The organism is Ekhidna sp. ABH4_415, assembly GCF_056161305.1.
The window spans coordinates 1-506 of sequence record NZ_JBSWYW010000023.1 but is presented as its reverse complement, the minus strand read 5'-3'; the positions used below and the strand labels follow the sequence as shown (position 1 = coordinate 506).

Below are 506 nucleotides of genomic sequence, written 5' to 3'. Positions count from 1 at the left end.
TCCAGATCGTATTTCCTCCTGACCAGGCACCATCACCTGCTGTGGTGAAGTTTCCGCTATTGCCAAAGGTAATCGTAGGATTGGTCCCAGGGTTCATCGGCTCATCATAGGTGACTGTCACCACCTGGACCAAATCACCTGGAAAGATGGGATCACTATCTACCGTTACCGTTGCTGTTGGGGATTGGGTGTCTATGGCAAAGGATGGAGAGGTGTCTCCAACATCGTCATTTCCAGCTGCATCCGTTGCACCACTGGAAGATGCTACTACTGCGGTCTCTGCACCAATTTCTTCCGCTCCACTATTATGGTTGAAAGTCTCCGTCCATATGGTGTTTCCACCCGACCAGGCACCATCACCGGCTGTTGTAAAATTAGTACTTGTACTAAAGGTGATCGTTGGGTTGGTTACCGGATTCATTGCCTCACTGTATGTTACCGTAACTACCTGTGTAAGGTCTCCCTGTGAGATCGGATCACTGTCTGTAGTCACTGTGGCCGTGGGT

General features: G+C 50.0%; 1 protein-coding gene. It reads right to left on the bottom strand.

Features of this window, described 5'->3' with window-relative positions; genetic code table 11:
- Positions 1-506, bottom strand: a 506-nt coding sequence (locus tag ACXAH9_RS17160; protein ID WP_474896080.1) for a hypothetical protein, incomplete at both ends; no start/stop codon positions are given.